Source organism: Pseudomonas sp. DC1.2 (assembly GCF_034351645.1).
GTDB lineage: Bacteria > Pseudomonadota > Gammaproteobacteria > Pseudomonadales > Pseudomonadaceae > Aquipseudomonas.
The window spans coordinates 4,230,919-4,245,051 of record NZ_CP133782.1 but is presented as its reverse complement, the minus strand read 5'-3'; the positions used below and the strand labels follow the sequence as shown (position 1 = coordinate 4,245,051).

Here is a 14,133-nt window from a genome sequence, read left to right as displayed (position 1 = left end):
TTAAGTGAGCCCCGTTACAGCGCAGTGCATGCATCGTGGAATAACGCCACTTTCCTCACCATCGTTTCCGGGTAGAATGCTCGTTCGCATGCGGCCATGAGGGCTGCACGGGCGACTCACGGGGCCGCCCTCCATCCCTTTAGTGTGGAAGATCCTGCCGATATGTTTGCGCCTTTGTTAAAGAAACTTTTTGGAAGCAAGAACGAGCGTGAAGTCAAACGCATGCTCAAGACGGTGCAATTCGTCAATGCCTTCGAAGAGCAAATGGTGGCCCTTTCGGACGATCAATTGCGTGCCAAGACCGATGAGTTCAAGGCCCGCATCGCCAAAGGGGAAACCCTCGACAAGCTGCTGCCCGAAGCTTTTGCGGTCGCCCGCGAAGCCGGTAAGCGTGTCATGGGTATGCGTCACTTCGATGTCCAGCTGATCGGTGGCATGACCTTGCATGAAGGCATGATCGCGGAAATGCGTACCGGTGAAGGTAAGACCCTGGTGGCAACACTGGGTGTTTACCTCAACGCGCTATCTGGCAAGGGCGTTCACGTTGTAACGGTGAACGACTACCTGGCCCGCCGCGACGCCAACTGGATGCGTCCGCTCTACGAATTCCTCGGCCTGACGGTCGGCGTTGTTACGCCGTTCCAGCCGCCGGAAGAGAAACGTCGGGCTTACGCTGCTGATATTACTTACGGCACCAACAACGAATTTGGTTTCGACTACCTGCGCGACAACATGGCGTTCAGCATGGAAGAAAAATTCCAGCGTGAACTCAATTTTGCCGTGATCGACGAAGTCGACTCCATTCTCATCGACGAAGCCCGTACCCCACTGATCATTTCCGGTCAGGCCGAGGACAGCTCCAAGCTGTACATCGAGATCAATAAACTGATCCCGCAGCTTGAGTTGCACATCGAAGAAGTGGAAGGCGAAGTCACCAAGGCTGGCCACTACACTGTCGACGAGAAGACTCGCCAGGTTGAACTCAACGAAGCCGGTCACCAGTTCATCGAAGAAATGCTCACCCGCGTTGGCCTGCTGGCTGAAGGCGAGAGCCTGTATTCAGCACACAATCTGGGCCTGCTGACTCATGTTTATGCAGGGCTGCGTGCGCACAAACTGTTCCACCGCAATATCGAATACATCGTGCAGGACGGTCAGGTCGTCCTGGTTGACGAACACACCGGCCGTACCATGCCAGGTCGTCGTCTGTCTGAAGGCCTGCACCAGGCCATCGAAGCCAAGGAAGAACTGAATATTCAGGCCGAAAGCCAGACCCTGGCTTCGACCACGTTCCAGAACTACTTCCGTCTGTACAACAAGCTGTCCGGCATGACCGGTACTGCGGACACCGAAGCCTTCGAATTCCACCAGATCTACGGTCTGTCGGTGATGGTTATCCCGCCGAACAAGCCGCTGGCGCGTAAAGACTACAACGACTTGGTGTTCCTCACCGCCGACGAGAAATACGCGGCTATCGTCGCCGACATCAAGGAATGCATGACCCAGGGCCGTCCGGTGCTGGTCGGTACTGCAACCATTGAAACGTCCGAGCACATGTCCAGCCTGCTCGTGAAAGAAGGCATCGAACATAAAGTTCTGAACGCCAAGTTCCACGAAAAAGAAGCCGAGATCATCGCTCAGGCCGGTCGTCCAGGCGCACTGACTATTGCCACCAACATGGCCGGTCGTGGTACTGACATTCTGCTGGGCGGCAACTGGGAAGTGGAAGTCGCTTCTCTGGAAGATCCAACTCCGGAGCAGATCGCGCAGATCAAGGCCGACTGGCAGAAACGCCACCAGCAAGTGCTGGAGTCGGGTGGTTTGCAGGTGATCGCTTCCGAGCGTCACGAATCGCGCCGTATCGACAACCAGTTGCGTGGTCGTGCCGGTCGTCAGGGTGACGCCGGTTCCAGCCGTTTCTACCTGTCGCTGGAAGACAGCCTGATGCGTATTTTCGCCTCTGACCGGGTGAAAAACTTCATGAAGGCCCTGGGCATGCAGCCTGGCGAAGCGATTGAACACCGCATGGTGACCAACGCCATCGAAAAGGCTCAGCGCAAGGTTGAAGGCCGTAACTTCGACATTCGTAAGCAGCTGCTTGAGTTCGATGACGTCAACAATGAACAGCGCAAAGTGATCTATCACATGCGTAACAGTTTGTTGGCTGCTGACAACATTGGCGACACCATTGCCGATTTCCGTCAGGACGTACTCAACGCGACTGTCAGCGCTCATATCCCTCCGCAATCGCTGCCTGAGCAGTGGGACGTGGCGGGTCTGGAAGCGGCGTTGCAGAGCGACTTCGGCGTGCCGTTGCCGATCCAGAAGTGGCTGGACGAAGACGATCACCTGTACGAAGAAACACTGCGTGAAAAGCTCATGACCGAGCTGCTGGCCGCCTACAACGAGAAAGAAGAGCAGGCGAGCGCCGAAGCGCTGCGCACCTTCGAGAAGCAAATCGTATTGCGCGTGCTGGACGATCTGTGGAAAGACCATCTGTCGACCATGGATCACCTGCGTCACGGCATCCACTTGCGTGGTTATGCACAGAAGAACCCGAAGCAGGAATACAAGCGCGAGTCCTACACGCTGTTCTCCGAGCTGCTGGATTCGATCAAGCGCGACTCGATTCGTGTGCTTTCCCACGTTCAGGTCCGCCGCGAAGACCCTGTCGAAGAAGAAGCTCGTCTGCGTCAGGAAGCCGAAGCGCTGGCTGCACGTATGCAGTTCCAGCACGACGAAGCGCCGGGCCTGGAACAGCCGGAAATTCTCGGTGAAGAGGTCGATGTCGCCTTGGCCACTCTGCCCGTGCGCAACGATCAGAAGCTGGGCCGTAACGAACTGTGCTACTGCGGTTCGGGCAAGAAGTTCAAGCATTGCCACGGGCAGATTCAGTAAAACCCGTTCCAGTCGCTGAAATACCCGCGCCGCGACCGGCTTATGCCGTCGCGGCGTTTTGCCATTTAAATCACCGCCTATTGTCAGGACGGTGCAGATAACATCTTTTTAAGGAGCGCATTCATGGCTGTTGGTCTTGGTCCTTTGCCTACGTTGCACCCGGTTGCCGGTTTTGAACTCGGTATCGCCTCGGCCGGCATCAAGCGCCCTGGGCGCAAGGATGTCGTGGTCATGCGCTGTGCTGAAGGTTCCACGGTCGCGGGCGTGTTCACCCTGAATGCTTTTTGCGCCGCCCCGGTCATTCTGGCCAAGCAACGCGTGCAAGGCCCGGTGCGTTATCTGCTGACCAACACCGGTAATGCCAACGCTGGCACCGGCGAGCCGGGCCTGGCCGCCGCCGAGCGCACCTGCGCCAAACTGGCTGAACTGACCGGCGTCGAAGCCAGCTTAGTGCTGCCGTACTCTACCGGCGTTATCGGCGAGCCGCTGCCGGTAGAAAAAATCGAAGGCGCCCTGCAATCTGCCCTTGACGATCTGTCGGTCAATAACTGGGAAGCTGCCGCCATCGGCATCATGACCACCGACACGCTGCCAAAGGGCGCCAGCCGCCAGTTCCAGCACAACGGCGTGACCATTACGGTTACCGGCATCAGCAAAGGTGCTGGCATGATCCGCCCGAACATGGCGACCATGCTTGGCTACATCGCCACCGATGCTAAAGTTTCCCGCGATGTGCTGCAAAACCTGCTGTTGGACGGAGCCAATAAGTCGTTCAACCGCATTACGATTGATGGCGACACCTCGACCAACGACTGCTGCATGCTGATCGCCACCGGTCAGGCGGCGCTGCCGGAAATCACCGAGGCCAGCGGTGAACTGTTCGCCAAGCTGAAGCAAGCGGTGTTTGAAGTCTGCATGGACGTGGCGCAGGCCATCGTGCGTGATGGCGAAGGCGCTACCAAGTTTGTCACCGTCGAAGTCAACGGCGGCGGCAATCATCAGGAATGCCTGGACGTCGGCTATACCGTGGCTCACTCGCCGCTGATCAAGACCGCTCTGTTTGCTTCCGATCCGAACTGGGGCCGCATTCTGGCTGCCGTTGGCCGCGCCGGTGTGCCTGACCTGGACGTCAGCAAGATCGACGTGTTCCTGGGCAGCGTGTGCATTGCCAGCCGAGGCGCTCGCGCGTCGACCTACACCGAAGCCCAGGGTGCGGCCGTGATGCAGCAGGAAGAAATCACCATCCGTATCGAACTGGGTCGCGGCGACTGCAGCGAAACCATTTGGACTACCGATCTTTCTCACGAATACGTGAAAATCAACGCTGAGTACCGCACTTAAGACTGAGTTACCCCATTCGAGAGCGAACCCGCCAAATCTCCGGTGGGCGCTGGTTTGCTCGCGAAGGCGGACCACCAGACGCTAGAGATTCTGGCTGCTACCTTCCTTAAAAGGCGCCAAAACATGAGCCTCCACCTGATCATCGGCAACAAACTGATTTCCTCCTGGTCCCTGCGCGGCGCGCTGGCACTTGATCTTGCCGGGGTTCCTTACACCGAGGAACTGATCAGGCTGAACCAGCCAGACACCCTTGAGCGTGTGCTCAAGCATTCACCGACCGGCAAAGTGCCGTTGTTGAAAACCGAACACGGCGTCATCGCCGATTCGCTGGCCATTGCCGAGTACCTGGCCGAGCAGTTCCCCGACGCGGGCCTCTGGCCTACAGGCATCGCTGCCCGTGCCCAGGCCCGGTCGGCGTGTGCGCAGATGCACAGTGGGTTCTTCGGCTTGCGCAGTAACATGCCGTTCGACTTGAGTCGCAACGCACCGCTGGCCTTGACGCCGCCTGATGTTCAGGCAGAAATCGAGCGGATGCTGGCGCTTTGGGCAGAGTGTCGCGCCGTGGCCACTGAAACCGGGCCGTTCCTGTTTGGTCGGGTAACTTTGGCCGATGCGTTCTTCGTGCCGATTGCCGTGCGCTTGCGTACCTATCAGGTGAAATTGTCTGAAACGGATGCTGCCTATGTTGAAACCCTCTACCAATGGCCAGCGTTTAAGGCGTGGCAGAAGGCAGGCCTGGAGGAAGTAAAACCGTGAAACGAGTACACGTAGCAGCAGCGGTCATCCGCGACAGCAGCGGTAAAGTGCTGATAGCCCGACGAGCCGACACCCAGCATCAGGGCGGGCTTTGGGAGTTTCCCGGAGGCAAGGTCGAGGCCGACGAGTCCGTGGAGGGCGCCCTGGCCCGAGAGCTTCAGGAAGAGTTAGGCATTGTGGTTCGTGCTTCGCGACCGTTGATCAAGGTTCAACACGATTACCCAGACAAACACGTGTTGCTGGATGTCTGGGAAGTCTCGGCGTTTACCGGCGAGCCTCACGGCGCCGAGGGGCAGCCTTTGGCGTGGGTTTCTGTACGCGACCTGGCTGACTACCCCTTTCCCGCGGCCAACCAGCCCATCGTCGCGGCTGCACGGCTTCCGGCCGAATACTTGATCACCCCGCAGGACCTGGAAACCCCGGCCTTGTTGCGCGGTATCCAGAAAGCTATTGCGGGCGGTATCAAGCTGATTCAGCTAAGGGCGCCGAACGGCTACGACCCCAAGTACCGCGATCTGGCTGTCGATGCGGCGGGGCTGTGTGCTGGGAAAGCTCAGTTGATGATCAAAGGGCCATTCGAGTGGTTGGGCGATTTCCCATCCGCCGGTTGGCACATCACGGCTACGCAATTGCGCAAGTACGCCGCTGCCGGTCGTCCCTTGCCGGCGTCGCGCTGGCTCGCCGCCTCCTGCCATAACGCTGAAGAGCTGACGCTTGCCGAGCAGATGGGTGTGGACTTTGTCACCCTGTCGCCGGTACAGCCGACCCAGACCCATCCGGATGCGCAGCCATTGGGTTGGGAGCAGGCTTCGGTGTTGATCGAAGGTTTCAGCAAACCGGTGTTCTTACTCGGTGGCGTTGGCCCCGCAGAGCGCGAGAAGGCTTGGGGTGCGGGGGCGCAGGGAGTAGCGGGGATTCGAGCGTTTTGGCCTGACTCTTTGGTGTAGTTGCTAACCTCTTCGCCGGCTCGCCCCCACACGTAAAATGATGTCGGTGTGGGAGCGAGCCTGCTTGCGAAGGGTCGCCTGAAGGTCGTCGATCAAGCCTGAGGCTTGGCCGCCGGCTGCCAAAGTATCTCGGCAATGCCCTGACGCTTGGCAATCAATCGCGCTGCCACAAACAGCAAATCCGACAACCGATTGATATACGCCAGACCAACCCCGGTCAGCGGTTCAACCGCATTCAAGTGCTGACAACGCCGCTCGGCCGTGCGGGCGAGGCTACGGCATATATGAGCCTGGGCAATTAATGCCGAGCCCCCCGGCAGAATGAAATTTTCCAGTGGCCCCAGCTCTTCATTCCACACATCGATCGCGGCTTCCAGCCGTTCGATTTCGGCCCTGTTCAACGCCTGATAGGCCGGCATGGCTAGCTCTCCACCCAAGTCAAACAATCGATGCTGACACGGCGCTAGTACCTCGATCACCTCGTTCAACCCCGGACACGTCGTACTTTCAGCCGACAAACCGGCCAGCAGTACGCCGACCTGACTGTTCAGCGTATCGACTTCGCCAATCGCCTCGATCCGTGGATGGTCCTTGGGTACGCGGCGACCATCTCCCAGCCCGGTTTCGCCTGTGTCGCCAGTGCGGGTGTAAATTTTCGACAAGCGAAAGCCCATGATTACCTCTGTAGCAGATTAAGTTCTTGAGAGACCAGCGCGGTGCCGGCCAAGGGTAAGCGCAAGGTAAAGCAGGTGCCCTGGCCCGGAGTCGATTGCACTTCCATCTGACCCTTGTGGTTGTTAGTGATGATGAAGTACGACACCGACAGCCCAAGGCCGGTGCCCTGGCCGATTTCCTTGGTGGTGAAGAACGGCTCGAAGGTGCGCTTGCGCACGTTCTCACTCATGCCAATGCCGTTGTCCTCGACCTGGATTTCCGCCCATGGCGGATTGAGCCTGGTACGCAGAATGATTCGTCCCGGTTCGCTGTCGTCTTCACGTTGATGAATGGCTTGCGCGGCGTTTTTCAGCAGGTTGAGCAGGACTTGCTCCAGCTCGTTGGCGGTGCCTGGCACGGGGCCCAGCGCCGGGTCGAACTGGCGGGTGATCGCCTGACCCTTGAAGTCGAAGCCGATGGCGAGGTCGAAGTCGTTGCCGGCGATGTCCACGGCTTGATCGATCAGTGCCGGCAGGTCGCACGGCGCCATTTGTCGGGTGCTGCGGCGACTGAAGCTGAGCATGTGGGTCACGATCTTCGCCGCCCTGGCGCCCGCCTGTTGAATGCCATCGAGCAATTTCGGCACGTCGCGACCTTGCAGATATCGGTTGACTACTTCCAGGTCGATGCCCAGTTGCTCGGCCGTTTCGAGGTTTTTCGGGAGTTCTGCCGACAGTCTTCGGCGAATGTTTTGCACGTTGTGCAGGATAGCCCCCAGCGGGTTGTTGATTTCGTGGGCCATACCGGCCGCGAGTCCACCTACCGAGAGCATTTTTTCTGATTGCACCATCATTTCTTCCAGAGACAGACGCTGAGTGATGTCGTCGATCCGGATCACCACTCCACGTCCGGCACCACCCATCAGCGGGTAGAACGTCAGGGCGTAGTGCTTGGGTTCATCGTCCTTGAACCACGTCACTCGTTCGATTTTGGCCACGGTGTGCTGTTCGACGGTTTGCTTTAGCTGCGGCAAGAATGGCTTGAGCGGTTCAAAGGCGAGGAAAATGGGCTGGTTCAGGGCCTCGTCCAGTCGCGTGCCGGAGAGGGCGCTGGCCTCCTGATTCCACTGCGTCACATAGAGCTGCTCGTCGAGGGCGATCAGCGCCGACGGCATGGAGTCGATGATGCTGTTGAGGTAGTTCTGGAAACCGGTGAGTTTCTTCTCGATTTTGCTGCGTACCTGAACTTCCAGTTCCAGCTTGCGATTGGTGTGACGGGTTTCTTCCGCCAGGCCCTGGGCCTGATCATAGGCGGCCTGAGAGTCGTCTCGAGCGCGTTTAAGTTGCTGCTCCCGAGCCTCAATGCGCGAGAGCATGGTGTTGAACGCGGCAGCGAGGCTACCGATTTCATCGTGGTTGCCCCTGGAGGCACGCAGCGCGTAGTTCTCTTCCCGGGTCACTTGGCGTGACAGCTCTTCGAGTTCATGAATGGGTCGGGTGATTAGGCGTTTGATTTGCCGGGCGATTACCAGCCACAACAGCACACTGAAGATCAGAATTCCCAGGCTGGCGGTCAGCGTTCCGGTATAGAACGCCATGGGCAGTTCACTACTGGCCACCAGTAACAGGTGGCCAGGCTCGGTGCCTGGGCGGGGCAGGGTGATCACTTGATTGCTGCGAAACTCGGTGGCTTGCCAGGCTTCGATGTGACGGTATTGGTCCGGTAGTTTGAGCTTGTCGCCGTGCTGCGACTGGGCCAGACGCTGGCCGTTGCCGTCATAGAGGGCCGCTGCACGCAAAGGCGCGTAGCTATCGAGTTCGTTGAGCAGGCGCTCGGCGTTTTGCGGCGACTTGAGTGCTTCGGACACCAGGCTGGGGTTGGACACCAGCCGGCCGATGGTTTGCAAGGCTTGGGGGGCCATGCTTTCTTGGGAGATGTAGTACGCGGCACTGATAAAGGTCAGGTTGGCGACCAGCAGGATAGTGACCAGCAATACCAGAAGAGCCGCCAACAGTTTTTGGCCGACCGGAAGGTTTTCAAGGCGCTGGCGCAGTGGCATTGGGTTCATCGCAGAAAAGGAACAAGTGGCCAGCGTAGCCGCTGCTCAGTCGCTGGGCAATCCAAGGCTGTGCAGATGGGCGATCAGCCGGTGTTGTAATTGTCTGAGGTGGGGCACGTTCAATTGGTGCCGTGCCGCGACCTCGCACGCGTGGCCCAATAAATAGCTGATTTCGGTCCGGCGCTGATTTGCCACATCCTGATGCATCGAGGAGTAATTGGCTGCCGTCGCCTGGATCACCCGCTCGACTTCCTGTTGCAAGTCTTCGGCGGCGGCGGGTTGACCGCAGCGCTGAAGCAACTCACCCAGCTCAAGGCACAGGGTCGCGACTTCGCAACGGTGCTGTTGTAAACCGCCGTTGCGGCAATCGTGCAGCACCGTCAGCGGATTAATCGCACAGTTGAGCGCCAGCTTGCGCCACAGTCGGGTCAAGATGTCGGTACTCCACTCATGGGGGATGGCAGCGCTAGTCAAGTCATCCAGCCAGATCGGCGCCACCGGGTGGGCGGCATCCCCCAGCCAGGTGTAACCGTGACCGGCGAATACCACGCGCCAGTCGCCGTCGCGAAACGCACCTTCTGTGCTTGAGGCGCTGATGCAACGGACGTGAGGGGCACGGGCTGCGACCGCATCCTGGCTGCCGAGGCCGTTCTGCAACAGGATCAGCTCGGCGCCCGGTGCCAGGCGCGGCGCTAACTGGGCGACGGCTTCTTGGGCGTCGTAGGCTTTGCAGGCGACCAGTAAACGCTTGATGGGCGCCGGGTTGTCCGGTGTCTCGCCCGCGATGGCATAGTGTTTTTCTTCGCCGTGCTCCACTAGGGTCAGCCCGCCGGCAACCTGGTAGGCCTGCAAGCGTGCAGCGTCGCGCACGATCAACCGCACCGGCACACCGGCCCTAGCCAGGCGCGTGGCCCATAAGGTGCCGAGACTGCCGGCGCCCAGAATATGCCAGGTAGTAGGCATCAGCTTTTTGCTCGGTTTGACGCAGGCATGTGAGGCTCGCAGTGTCGGTTGGAAAAGACCCGTTATAATGAGCCCGATTTTAACCGCAAGCCAAGCGCGCGCCATCGTTACCGAGCGCGCCTTTTTATTGGAGAGATTACATGCCGTCGTTCGACGTGGTATCCGAACTGGACAAACACGAAGTCACCAACGCGGTCGAGAACGCCGTCAAGGAGCTCGATCGTCGTTATGACTTGAAAGGTAAAGGTAGCTTTGAGTTCAAGGAAAAAGACCTGACCGTCAACCTGACGGCTGAAGCCGATTTCCAGCTTGAAGCGATGATCGAGATCCTCAAACTGGCCCTGGTCAAGCGCAAAATTGACGTGCAGTGCCTTGAAGTCAAGGACGCCTACGCCTCGGGCAAGCTGATGAAGCAGGAAGCGGTCCTCAAAGAGGGCATCGACAAAGAGATGGCGAAAAAAATTGTCGCTCATGTCAAAGACGCCAAGCTCAAGGTCCAGGCCGCCATTCAGGGCGAGCAGGTGCGTATCACTGGCAAGAAGCGTGATGATTTGCAGGAGGCCATGGCTGCCCTTCGCGCCAAGACCTTCGATATGCCGCTACAGTTCAATAACTTCCGCGACTGATCTTCCAAACGGGAACCTCTCGGTATTTTCGACGTCCGAGGCCCCAGCCACGGCAGAAACGATTGAACCCTCAAGGTTCTGTCTTTTCTGCCGTTCATTTTTTGCGTGCCGGTTAGCCGGAAATCAGGAGAAAATAGATGGATTTGAATGCTGAAGTGGACAACCTGGTCAGGGCGTCTCAAGCCTGGATTCCAATGATCATGGAATACGGTAGCCGCGTATTGCTGGCGGTGATCACCCTCGGCATTGGCTGGTGGTTAATCAACAAAGTCACGCAAAAGCTCGGCGGCCTGCTGGCGCTGCGAAATGCTGATTTGGCATTGCAGGGGTTTATCAGCAGCCTGGCGAACATCATTCTCAAGGTGCTGCTGATTGTCAGCGTGGCCTCAATGATTGGTGTGGAAACCACCTCGTTTGTAGCCGCCATCGGTGCGGCGGGTCTGGCCATCGGCCTTGCTTTGCAAGGCAGCCTTGCGAACTTCGCGGGCGGTGTATTGATCTTGTTGTTTCGTCCGTTTCGCATTGGTGACTGGATCGAAGCTCAAGGCACTTCGGGTACTGTCGACAGCATTCAGATCTTTCATACGATTCTGCGCACGGGCGACAACAAGACTGTCATCGTCCCTAACGGCGTGCTGTCCAACGGCATCATCACCAACACCAACCGTCAGCCGACTCGTAAAGTCGTGTTTGATGTTGCCGTGGATTACACGGCGGACTTGCAGAAGGTGCGCGAAGTCCTATTGGACTTGGCCAAGGATGAGCGTGTGTTGGCCGATCCTGCGCCAGTGGCGGTAGTGTCGACGCTTGGCGATAACGCGATCACCGTTTCCCTGCGTATCTGGGTCAAAACTGCGGACTACTGGGATGTGCTGTTTCAGTTCAACGAACACTCCCGTGAACGCCTGAAGGCCGCAGGTATTAGTGTTCCTTTTCCACAGCGCGTGATTCGCGTGATTCAGGAAACAACGGAATAAGTGGGGGAGTTATTACTTGTCCGTTGTGTCAACTACTGGCAGTGAACTCAAGGGGCGATATGCCCCTTGAGTGTTTTTAAAATCTGCTGTGTTCTGCTCTAGAGCGCAATAGAGTGTTGACTTATTATTAGCAGGCTAATTATTTTATTCGTTTTCATCTCGTTTTGAACATAAAAAAAGGCCCATCAAAGATGGGCCTTTTTTACATCAAGCGAACAACTGTAGTCGTAGCGATTACAGGATGTTCAGCGGGTACTCGGTGATCAGGCGGAACTCGTTGATGTTGCCTTCGGCCTGGTCAGTGTTGCCTCTGTGCCACGCTTGGCGAGCACGGAAGGACAGATCTTTCATAGGACCAGTCTGGACGACGTACTTAGCTTCCAGGTTGGTCTCGTTGTGGCGGCCGTCTGCGCCGTAACCGTATGCACGGTAAGGGCTATCAAGTGCCATTTTGGTACCGTCGATGCCTTGGCCGTGAGCATAACGAACCATGAAGCTCAAGCCTGGAACGCCGTACTCGGCCATTTTCAGGTCATAACGAGCCTGAATGGATTTTTCTTCTGGACCGTTGAAGTCAGAGTACTGGATCGAGTTGGCGAGGAAAATCGAGTCGCCGCCGCGGTTGTTATCACCCACACCGATGTAGTCGAATGGAGTGTCACCGTGAACCTGCTGGAATGCCAGAGTAACGGTGTGCGCCTTCAAGAAGGAGTAAGCCGCTGCCAGCGAGTAGGTGGTGTTATCGATTTTGCCTGCTTTCGCTGCACCGGTATCGTTTGTCTGATACAGGTTGAAGTCGAAGTTCAAGGACTGGTCAGTCGCCAACGGAAGGGTGTAGTTCGCGTTGGTGTAGTACTGGGTCCAGGTGTCCTGGAACTTGGCACCGTAGAGCGAAAGGGTCAGGTTCTCGTTGACGCCGTATTTGCCGCCCACGTAGTCAGCGCTTTGGACCTGGGTGTTCGCGTATTGGGTCCAGAGGTTACCCTGAAGCGAGGTTTTATCCTGGCTGCTGGAGGCGTAGAAGTGACCGGCTTCGAGGTCGAGATCTTTGATCTCGCTGCTCTGCAGTTGGAAACCACGAGCGGTCTGTGGGAACAGACGGCTGCCGCCGACGGCGAATACCGGTGCAGTAGTAGGCTGCTGGTCGCCGAACTTCAGTTCAGTTTTGGAGATGCGGACTTTAACGGCCGCGCCTGCTTTACCGAAGCTGTTGTTGTTGTCGCCATTGCTGTCACGGCTCAAGTTGCCTGAGCCTGCTTGCGAATCGGTGCCGTCAAGTTTGAAGCCAGCATCGCCGAAGCCTTCAACGCCCACACCAACAGTACCTTGGGTGTAGCCGGAGCTGAACTTGCCCAGAACGCCTTGGGTCCAGTCAATCTGGTCGTTGGCGCCTGCTTTACGGTCACGGTTGAAGTAATAGTTCTTCAGTACAATGCCAGCCGAGGCGCCATCAACGAAGCCTTTTGCGTCAGCTTGGTCGCTAACGAACGGTTCTGCTGTAGCGATTTGGGTGCCGGTAGCTGCAGTTACAGCTAGGGCGATCATGCTCCACTTCATCACGCGCATCGTGATTTGCTCCTTTGGTTTTTAGAAGAGTACTGCCGTCCCACCTGATTTATTATCTGGGCGGCTCTTTCTTTTTGTGTCGGCGCAAACTTATATCACGCCGACAATGTTGGCGATACTTGCGGGTCTAACCTTGCAGCTTCTTTACGACCCTGTCGCAAATCGCTGGGTAGATGTCGCAAATTTACTGCCCCGACGCAACCGAATTGACAACTCTAACGTTGTTTTCTCATGGATTTAGCGTCGATAAAAAGAGTCCATGGTGAAACGTTTGAATCTCCATTGGGCAACCCTGCCGCTGTTTTTATTTGCCTTCAGGTCTCGACTTCCAGTTGAGCTCTAAAAGGCTATATGTGTATGGATGCAACAAGCGTGCACAAAGCAGAAAACCATCACTATTTTTTTCTGCTGCCCTTATTGCTGCTGTAAAAACCGCATAAAACCGGGCCTTTCAAGCACGTTTTGTTAGCGCTTGACGCCATGAATTGCTTTGTGTCTCAGTTTTGCGTCAATCGCGTGACAACCCAAAACGTTACCGGTTCACCCTAAAAAGTGAGTAATTCGCGGATACCCGACGCACAGAGCGTAGACGCCCTGTGCGGTTTTGGTGCAAAAAATTTCAATCGCTGTACCGAATCCACACAGTTCAGGTGTCTGGCACATTTGCACCTGTCGCTGTTTGTGGGTCACACAGCGTTTTTGGTCCCGGCCCTGGTTCTGTATTGGTGCGCTCTGGCTGCAAATGTTTCATGCCGGGGCGCTCGTTTGCCTGTTCTCTGAATTTCCCGACGAGTCTTGCTGTCTGTTCGCCGTGAAGCCGACGACGTTCGCAGGTATGCTTCCGTCCTGTCGCTTGGCGCACAGCCTCCGAGGAGGGGCGCTAAGCTGAAAATGATGAATAGGCGGGAGTGCATTCAGTGTTCGCTTTAGATCCACGACTTCAACAAGATACCTTGCCGATCGGGGACTTCCCGCTCTGCCGATTGCTGCTGTCCAACGACTCGAACTATCCCTGGTTCATCCTGGTGCCGCGCCGCGAGGATATCAGCGAGTTGTTTCAGTTGGATGTCCCAGATCAACAGCAGCTTTGGCAGGAAACGACCGCACTGGCGGAGTTGCTTAAGGATTCATTTGATGCCGATAAGTTGAATGTCGCCACTTTGGGCAATGTGGTGAGTCAACTGCACATGCACGTGATTGTGCGCAAGCGTGATGACGCCGCTTGGCCAGCTCCCGTTTGGGGCAAACACCCGGCCAAACCCTACAGTGCGCAGCAGATCAGCGTGATTCGTGAGCGACTGCGTTTGGTCTTGACCGATGAATTCACGTTTTTAGAGGTTTGACAG

11 protein-coding genes are annotated in these 14,133 nt (G+C 57.1%); 7 read left to right on the top strand and 4 right to left on the bottom strand.

What is annotated here, in order from left to right; all coding sequences use genetic code 11:
- Positions 1 to 162: 162 nt before the first annotated feature.
- From secA to RHM68_RS19165, 4 genes are all read left to right on the top strand, one after another.
- Positions 163 to 2,898, top strand: a complete 2,736-nt coding sequence (gene secA / locus RHM68_RS19180) for a preprotein translocase subunit SecA (protein WP_322217862.1) — start codon at positions 163 to 165, stop codon at positions 2,896 to 2,898.
- A gap of 123 nt (positions 2,899 to 3,021) precedes the next feature.
- Positions 3,022 to 4,239, top strand: a complete 1,218-nt coding sequence (gene argJ / locus RHM68_RS19175) for a bifunctional glutamate N-acetyltransferase/amino-acid acetyltransferase ArgJ (protein WP_322217860.1) — start codon at positions 3,022 to 3,024, stop codon at positions 4,237 to 4,239.
- A 123-nt stretch (positions 4,240 to 4,362) separates the two neighbouring features.
- Positions 4,363 to 4,995 carry a glutathione S-transferase family protein gene (locus tag RHM68_RS19170; RefSeq protein WP_322217857.1) on the top strand — a complete coding sequence of 211 codons (633 nt, stop codon included), beginning with the start codon at positions 4,363 to 4,365 and terminating at the stop codon, positions 4,993 to 4,995.
- Positions 4,992 to 5,942, top strand: coding sequence for a Nudix family hydrolase (locus tag RHM68_RS19165; protein WP_322217854.1), 951 nt, complete (start codon positions 4,992 to 4,994; stop codon positions 5,940 to 5,942). The genes RHM68_RS19170 and RHM68_RS19165 overlap by 4 nt, the downstream gene beginning before the upstream one ends.
- A gap of 92 nt (positions 5,943 to 6,034) precedes the next feature.
- On the opposite strand, the gene RHM68_RS19160 is transcribed toward RHM68_RS19165, so the two are convergent.
- From RHM68_RS19160 to RHM68_RS19150, 3 genes are read right to left on the bottom strand one after another with little or no spacing between them, the layout of a single operon-like run.
- Positions 6,035 to 6,616, bottom strand: coding sequence for a cob(I)yrinic acid a,c-diamide adenosyltransferase (locus RHM68_RS19160; protein WP_322217852.1), 582 nt, complete (start codon positions 6,614 to 6,616; stop codon positions 6,035 to 6,037).
- A gap of 2 nt (positions 6,617 to 6,618) precedes the next feature.
- Positions 6,619 to 8,655 carry a sensor histidine kinase gene (locus RHM68_RS19155; protein ID WP_322217850.1) on the bottom strand — a complete coding sequence of 679 codons (2,037 nt, stop codon included), beginning with the start codon at positions 8,653 to 8,655 and terminating at the stop codon, positions 6,619 to 6,621.
- Positions 8,656 to 8,700: 45 nt separating this feature from the next.
- Positions 8,701 to 9,618, bottom strand: a complete 918-nt coding sequence (locus RHM68_RS19150; protein ID WP_322217848.1) for a putative 2-dehydropantoate 2-reductase — start codon at positions 9,616 to 9,618, stop codon at positions 8,701 to 8,703.
- A gap of 140 nt (positions 9,619 to 9,758) precedes the next feature.
- Between RHM68_RS19150 and RHM68_RS19145 the strand changes: the two genes are divergently transcribed.
- Positions 9,759 to 10,244, top strand: a complete 486-nt coding sequence (locus RHM68_RS19145; protein WP_322217845.1) for a YajQ family cyclic di-GMP-binding protein — start codon at positions 9,759 to 9,761, stop codon at positions 10,242 to 10,244.
- Between the two features lie 137 nt (positions 10,245 to 10,381).
- On the top strand, positions 10,382 to 11,221 hold the full coding sequence (locus RHM68_RS19140) for a mechanosensitive ion channel family protein (protein WP_322217843.1): 840 nt from the start codon (positions 10,382 to 10,384) through the stop codon (positions 11,219 to 11,221).
- Positions 11,222 to 11,455: 234 nt separating this feature from the next.
- Here RHM68_RS19140 and RHM68_RS19135 read toward each other — a convergent pair whose 3' ends face one another.
- The gene (locus RHM68_RS19135) at positions 11,456 to 12,787 is read right to left on the bottom strand and encodes an OprD family porin (protein WP_322217841.1); all 1,332 of its coding nucleotides are present in this window, start codon (positions 12,785 to 12,787) and stop codon (positions 11,456 to 11,458) included.
- Positions 12,788 to 13,704: 917 nt separating this feature from the next.
- Here RHM68_RS19135 and RHM68_RS19130 point away from each other — a divergent pair.
- Positions 13,705 to 14,130, top strand: a complete 426-nt coding sequence (locus RHM68_RS19130; protein ID WP_322223862.1) for an HIT domain-containing protein — start codon at positions 13,705 to 13,707, stop codon at positions 14,128 to 14,130.
- The last annotated feature ends 3 nt before the right edge of the window (positions 14,131 to 14,133 follow it).

Bases quoted from the DNA above. Each gene is read 5' to 3' on its own strand.
- RHM68_RS19140 (WP_322217843.1), top strand. From the start codon at position 10,382: ATGGATTTGAATGCTGAAGTGGACAACCTGGTCAGGGCGTCTCAAGCC.
- RHM68_RS19170 (WP_322217857.1), top strand. From the start codon at position 4,363: ATGAGCCTCCACCTGATCATCGGCAACAAACTGATTTCCTCCTGGTCC.
- RHM68_RS19155 (WP_322217850.1), bottom strand. From the start codon at position 8,655: ATGCCACTGCGCCAGCGCCTTGAAAACCTTCCGGTCGGCCAAAAACTG.
- RHM68_RS19145 (WP_322217845.1), top strand. From the start codon at position 9,759: ATGCCGTCGTTCGACGTGGTATCCGAACTGGACAAACACGAAGTCACC.
- argJ (WP_322217860.1), top strand. From the start codon at position 3,022: ATGGCTGTTGGTCTTGGTCCTTTGCCTACGTTGCACCCGGTTGCCGGT.
- RHM68_RS19160 (WP_322217852.1), bottom strand. From the start codon at position 6,616: ATGGGCTTTCGCTTGTCGAAAATTTACACCCGCACTGGCGACACAGGC.
- RHM68_RS19150 (WP_322217848.1), bottom strand. From the start codon at position 9,618: ATGCCTACTACCTGGCATATTCTGGGCGCCGGCAGTCTCGGCACCTTA.
- RHM68_RS19135 (WP_322217841.1), bottom strand. From the start codon at position 12,787: ATGCGCGTGATGAAGTGGAGCATGATCGCCCTAGCTGTAACTGCAGCT.
- secA (WP_322217862.1), top strand. From the start codon at position 163: ATGTTTGCGCCTTTGTTAAAGAAACTTTTTGGAAGCAAGAACGAGCGT.